At 64.2% G+C, this 5,817-nt stretch carries 4 protein-coding genes and 1 pseudogene; 1 reads left to right on the top strand and 4 read right to left on the bottom strand.

The genetic code is table 11. The annotated features are described in order from the left end of the window. Window positions 1-4: 4 nt before the first annotated feature. Both PMI38_RS20805 and PMI38_RS20800 read right to left on the bottom strand, forming a co-directional pair. On the bottom strand, window positions 5-253 hold the full coding sequence (locus PMI38_RS20805; protein ID WP_008098279.1) for a hypothetical protein: 249 nt from the start codon (window positions 251-253) through the stop codon (window positions 5-7). A gap of 192 nt (window positions 254-445) precedes the next feature. Beyond that, entirely contained in the window at window positions 446-1,462 is a 1,017-nt protein-coding gene (locus PMI38_RS20800; RefSeq protein WP_008098277.1) for an ABC transporter substrate-binding protein, read from the bottom strand. Window positions 1,463-1,616: 154 nt separating this feature from the next. On the opposite strand from PMI38_RS20800, the gene PMI38_RS20795 reads away from it, so the two are divergent. Then, the gene (locus PMI38_RS20795) at window positions 1,617-3,503 is read left to right on the top strand and encodes a S8 family serine peptidase (protein WP_008098275.1); all 1,887 of its coding nucleotides are present in this window, start codon (window positions 1,617-1,619) and stop codon (window positions 3,501-3,503) included. Here PMI38_RS20795 and PMI38_RS27975 read toward each other — a convergent pair. Both PMI38_RS27975 and PMI38_RS27970 read right to left on the bottom strand, forming a co-directional pair. Next, window positions 3,500-4,255 (bottom strand): methyl-accepting chemotaxis protein, encoded by a 756-nt coding sequence (locus PMI38_RS27975; protein WP_400641532.1) that lies wholly within the window; start codon window positions 4,253-4,255, stop codon window positions 3,500-3,502. The two genes, PMI38_RS20795 and PMI38_RS27975, sit on opposite strands and share 4 nt — an antisense overlap. Before the next feature lie 102 nt (window positions 4,256-4,357). Continuing rightward, window positions 4,358-5,323: pseudogene (locus PMI38_RS27970) on the bottom strand (HAMP domain-containing protein); the annotation flags it as partial. Between the last annotated feature and the right edge of the window lie 494 nt (window positions 5,324-5,817).

The raw sequence follows: 5,817 nt of genomic DNA, 5'->3' as shown, positions 1-5,817 counted from the left end.
TACATCAGCGTCCCGCCTCTTCGATCTCGCGGGGGAAGCGGGGCTCGTAGCAGAGCAGCAGCGAGAGCCAGTGGCCGGTGGCGTGGATAAGAATGACCGGTAGCAGCAGCGCGTTAAGCCTATGGGGGGCGTTCGAGTATGAGCGCTGATTGCCAGCCTCGCGATGTCCTCCGTGCGTGATTGACACGGCTTCGGGTTCATCGAAACCCGCATACGGTTTGGAGCTGAAAATCGGTTCAGATTGGGTTGGCATGGGAAGTCCTCGTCTACCGGCTTTTGGCGCGTGGCGACTGGCCAGCGGGTAGCCTGTGATCAGGCATGGGGAAAGCCTGAACACTAGCGAGGACGCGGTTCCCGAAGCAGTTCTAAATTTCCTAAAGGGTTGTAGGAAAAGGCGACTGAGTACTTAGTTAATGCACCTGGCGCATTGACTGAAAAGACTCAGTCACAGGCTAGCCTCGACTTTGCTAGCCACATCAGCCGGCAACCAGGCCTTCCAGACCTCAGGATGATCGCGCATAAACGCTTGCGCGGCCTTGTCGGGCGCCAGGCGTTTTTCGCTCATCTGTGCCAGGGTCTTGTTGAGCAGGCCAATGGGCAAGTCGACTTTCTCGAACACTGCCACCAGGTCCGGGTAGCCATCGCGAAACGCCTTGGACACCCCGATCGACAGCTTCGCTGGCAATGACTCACTCCCCTGGGGGTTGGGGTTTTTCGGATCGAGCAGGGTGGCCCAGTGCTCGGCATTGAACGGCGGCTCCTGCAGCCGCACCAGGTCGTGGCGGCCGATCAGCGGGGTCGGGCTCCAGTAATAGAACAGCACCGGTTTGCCACGACGGACCGATGAGTCGATTTCGGCGTCCAGCGCCGCACCCGTGCCACTGCGGAAGTTGTTGTACAGGCCATCGAGCCCGTAGGCCTTGAGCTTCTGGGTGTTGACGATTTCCGACGTCCAGCCACTGGGGCTGTTGAGGAAGCGGCCCTTACCGGGGGCTTCAGGGTCCTTGAACACTTCGGGGTAGCGTTTGAGGTCGTCGACACTGCGCAGCTCGGGGGCCAAGGGCGGGATGCCGCGCGCCGCATCACCCTTGATCACGTAGGCCGGTACCCACCAGCCTTCTTCGGCATGCTTGACCGTGTCGCCCAGGGCGAACACCTGGCCGGCCGCTTCGGCCTTGACCCAGGCGGGGCTGCGCCCGGCCCATTCCTCGGCGATCACTTGCAGATCATTTTTGGCCAACGCCACTTCCATGCTGACGGTGCTGCCGGGCAGGGTGTCGGTGGGGTAGCCGTAACCGCGCTCGACGATCAGGCGCAGGATTTCAGTGGTCAGGGCGCCGCTTTCCCAACTGATGGCGCCGAAGTGGATAGGCGCCCGCTGCTCGGCGGAGGCGGCGCTGTCGGTGCTGGCCAGGCCCACGGCGAGCAGCAGGCTGGCCAGCAGCGTTGGAATTTTCTTCATCTGCACCTCACGGGATGTCATTGCAAGTGTCGGGCAAGTGTAGACGACGGCTTCGGGCGCCCGCCTGGGCGGGCAGGAACGGCTTCTGTCTGGTTGTGCTGGAGGCGGGCTGCAAGGCTCAGCCCCCCGCAAGCCGAGATGGCAGGAGTACGAGATGAGCTTGAATCTGCAATTCGTGTATTACCGCAACTTCACCTTCGACGGGAAGTTCCACATTCGCTGCATCGGTGACGATCTGCACAAGGTCAAGTCGATCCATTACCTGCTGGAGCGCCGAACAGCCGACGGCGTGACTCACCTCGATGGCGCCACCGCGCTTTCGCAGGCCCATAGCGGCAAGGTGTCCGACCATGGTTGTCCGGCCACATTGAGCAGCGAGGTAGAGGCGGGCACGTATGTGATCACACCCCAGGTCAGCTTGCTCGACAGCCACATCATGAGCCTGGACCTGGAGCACGGCGCCGATGCGGTGCTGCCCGAGGGCCCACTGGTGATCGAGGTGAGTGAGGCTGAACTGACCCGGCGTATCCTCGACAGCGTCCCCCTGTCATCGGACACCCGCCGCGACAGGCGCACCGTGGACAATTCAGTGGAGGTTCCGCTGTTGCCAGAGGCTCAGCGTTACCCCGCGCTGATTCTGGTTTTCAAGGCGGGTGGCCATGCGCGGTTCATGGCCGATCGGCAGGACTTCGATGCCGCCATCGATCCTCAGCCGTTCCTGGAGGCGCAAGAGCGCGACGAGGAGTACTTGCAGGTACTCGCCAATCATTACTGGATCGAGCAGCCGGCGACCATGTCCAACGCGGCATTCGCTGCGCTGGCCCGGCGCCTGGCAGCGCTCGACTGCATGGAACGGGTGGCTTTGCTGCCACCGCAGCTCGAACAGGGCTTTCTGTTCGCCGCAGCCGCTGCCATCGCCACCTTGATCACCGGCGCTGCAGTCGTGGCGGGCAACCATGCTCATGAAGAAGCGCAGCCAACACCCGACTTTCAGGCGCTGCAACGCTACCTGAACGAACCGGGTACCAGGGACAAGGGTTTGAACATTCGCAAGGCGTGGGAGGACGGGGTGAATGGCAAGGGCGCCCGTGTGCACTTCTCTGATGCGGGGCTGTACCCCAACCACGAAGACCTGCAAGGCAATGCCCGGCTGAAGGTCATTCCACCCACGGTAAACTCCGACCCCGAGCACGGCACTGCTTCGGCGGGTATCCTGCTGGCGCGTGACAATGGCTTTGGCATGACCGGGATCTGCCACGCTGCCGAACTGTTTCTCTATGACAACCGTGCAACCGATGCCCGTGGCTACTCGCAGACCCTGAAAAAACTGCTCGCCTACACGCGGCCCGGCGACATCGTCGCGGTCAATCGTCAGACGGCCAATATCGACGCCATGGTGGCTTTCCTGCCGTCCTTGCATGACAAGACCTGGTGGGCGGTCTCCCGCAGGCTGACCGAGCGTGGCGCCGTGGTGCTGAACGCGGCCTGCAACGGCGCCTACAAGAGCGACCACAGCGCCGGAACCAGTGCCCACTACGGGATCGACCTTGCAAACTGGCGCTACTTCGACGATCACGGCGACGCCGACGCAATCCTGGTAGGCGCCTGCCATTCCTGGGACGGCAAGCCGCACCAGTACTCCAACTACAACTACCGCTACCGCATGCTCAATGCCTGGGGTGACAGCGTCGCGACCCTGAGCTATGGGGCGCTGCAGGACAAGGACGGCCACGACCGAGACTACACCGACAACTATGGCGGCACGTCCAGCGCCACGCCGATGGTGACGGGAGCCTTGGCCTTGATCCAGTCGTATGCCATGGAGCAGCACTACCTGTACCTGAACGCTGACCAGATGCACCTGCTGGTCATGCAGTCGGGCTACAAGGATGCCACGCTGCCCCATGCCGACCGCTTGCCCATGGGCGCCCGGCCCAATGTGCTGGGCGCCCTTGTGCTGCTCGATCGCATCCTCCAGGCCGGGCGCTTCCACTTGCCGGATGACGGCTTCTGTGGCGACGAATGCGCGTCCCAGGGCTAGACCCGGAACTGGTCCATCAACGCCTGTTGCTGGTTGGCCAGGCTGTTCAGCGACTGACTGACCCGCGCCGACTCGTTGGCCTGGCCTGACAGCGACTCGGTGACATCGCGGATGGTGGCGACGTTGCTGTTGATTTCCTCGGCTACCGCGCTCTGCTCCTCGGCGGCCGAGGCGATCTGCAGGTTCATGTCGGTGATCACGCTGACGGCCTGGCCGATGCGCTGCAGCGCGGTGACCGCCTGACCCACCTGTTGCACACCGCCCTGGGCCTGGCGGTGACTGTTGTCCATGGCCCCGACCACTTCACGGGTGCCGGCCTGCAAGGCTTCGATCACCTGGCGGGTTTCTTCCACCGATTCCTGGGTCCGTTGCGCGAGGTTGCGCACTTCGTCGGCCACCACGGCAAACCCTCGGCCCGCTTCACCGGCGCGCGCCGCTTCGATGGCGGCGTTGAGCGCCAGCAGGTTGGTCTGCTCGGCGATCGAGCGGATCACTTCCAGCACCGAACCGATCTTCTCGCTGTTCTGCGCCAGGCCCTCGACCTCGGCCATGGCCTGGCTCATGTTGGCGGCCAGGGCGTCGATGCGCTGGGTGGTGTGGTCGATGACCGTCAACCCTTCGCGGGTGGCCTGGTCGGCCTCGCGCGCCGCCTGTGCGGCCTGGGCGGCGCTGCGGGCGACGTCCTGGGCGGTGGCGCTCATTTCGTGCGAGGCGGTGGCCACCTGGTCGACCTGGCGGTACTGCTGCTCCATGCCGGCGCTGGTTTCGCTGGCAATCGCCGAGCTCTGGTCGGCGGTGCCGCGGGCAGCCTGCACCGAGCGTTTGACCTCGGCGATGGTCGGTTGCAGCTTGTCCAGGAAGCGGTTGAACCAGCCGGCCAGTTCGCCCAGTTCGTCGCGCTTGTCGTAGGTCAGGCGCCGGGTCAGGTCGCCTTCGCCGCTGGCGATGTCCTTGAGCATGGCGGCAACGCCCAGGATCGGCCGGGTCACGCCGCGGGCCATCAGCCACACCAGCAGCAGGCCGGCGATGGCGGCGACCAGACTCAAGCCCAGTTCCAGCAGGGTGCCGCTGGTGTTCAGCGCGTCCAGTTCCTGCTTCAGTGCCTCGGCGGGGCCGGTCAGGGCGCTTTCCGGTACATCCAGCAGCACGCCCCAGGGCTTGCCGCCGGGAATCGGCTGGAAGGCGGCGAGCACTTTCAGGCGTTGCTGGTCATGGTGAACCGTCAGTTTGCCTTCAGCCAGGTCGCGCACCAACGCGGCGCCTTGACCCGGGTCGACCTGGTCGAAGCGCTGGGCCAGCTTGCTGGCGTCGGCGCTGTAGCCGGCCAGCAGGCCGACGGGGCTGAGGATGCCGACCGTGGTCTGGCCTTGGTACAAGCTGCGGCTGGCCTCCTGGCTCAGGGCCTGCAGGCTGTTGAGGTTGATGTCGATGGACAGGGTGGCGACCACCTTGCCGTCGACGCTCAGCGGGAAGACGATGCTGGTCATCAGCACGCGCTGGCCGTCGATGTCGTAGAAGTAGGGCTCCACCACGCAGACCTTGCCGCTGCTGCGCGGGCAGACCCACCAGGTGTTGGCCGGCTGGCCGCTGGGGCCGATTTCGGTGTTGGCCATGTCGTGTTCGGGCAGGGCCATGGCGGTCAGCTGGCCGGCGCGCGGTTGCGACCAGTACAGGGCGAAGCGCCCTGTTTCGTTGCTGCCAAGTTCTGGCTTGCCAGCGAACAGGCTGTCCTTGTTGTCCAGGGCGTTGGGCTCGAATACCAGTGACAGGCCGAGCAGGTCGGGGTTGGCCTGCAGGGCGGCGCGGACCTGGCGGGTCATGTCCTCGCGCAGGTCGAAGGCGTCGAGGAAGCGTTTGTCCGCCTGTTCGCGCAGGAACAGCACCTGGCGGGCGAAGCCGGCGCCGTACTGGTAGGCGTCCATGAACTGGCGACGGATGTTCAGGGCCTGGACTTCACCTTGCGACTCGATGCGCGCCTGCGCCGCTTCGCCAAGCATCTGCATGCTGCTGGCTTTGACCAGGTCCGAGCTGTGGTCCATGCGGTAGAGGGAAAGGCCGACGAGCAAGGTGACGATGCCGGCCAGGCAGAGTCCGGCGAGCAGGGTGATCTTCCATTGAATGGAAAGTTGTCGCAAAGGCATGGGTCGATCCCTTTTTTTCAGTAAGGGCTGGGTGGGATTTTTGGGGGCCTGGCTTGGGGAGTTGGGATGGTGCAGAAATCGAGCGCCGCCCGCGCGGCGCATCGCGGATGAATCCGCTCCTACATTTGTTGCAACGTACCTATGTCTGATAGGCCATAGTTGCCAGCCTTGTT

Origin of the sequence: Pseudomonas sp. GM84 (assembly GCF_000282535.1) — a bacterium.
Lineage (GTDB): Bacteria > Pseudomonadota > Gammaproteobacteria > Pseudomonadales > Pseudomonadaceae > Aquipseudomonas.
Note: the sequence above shows the minus strand (reverse complement) of the source record. Positions and strands in the feature narration are given on the sequence as shown.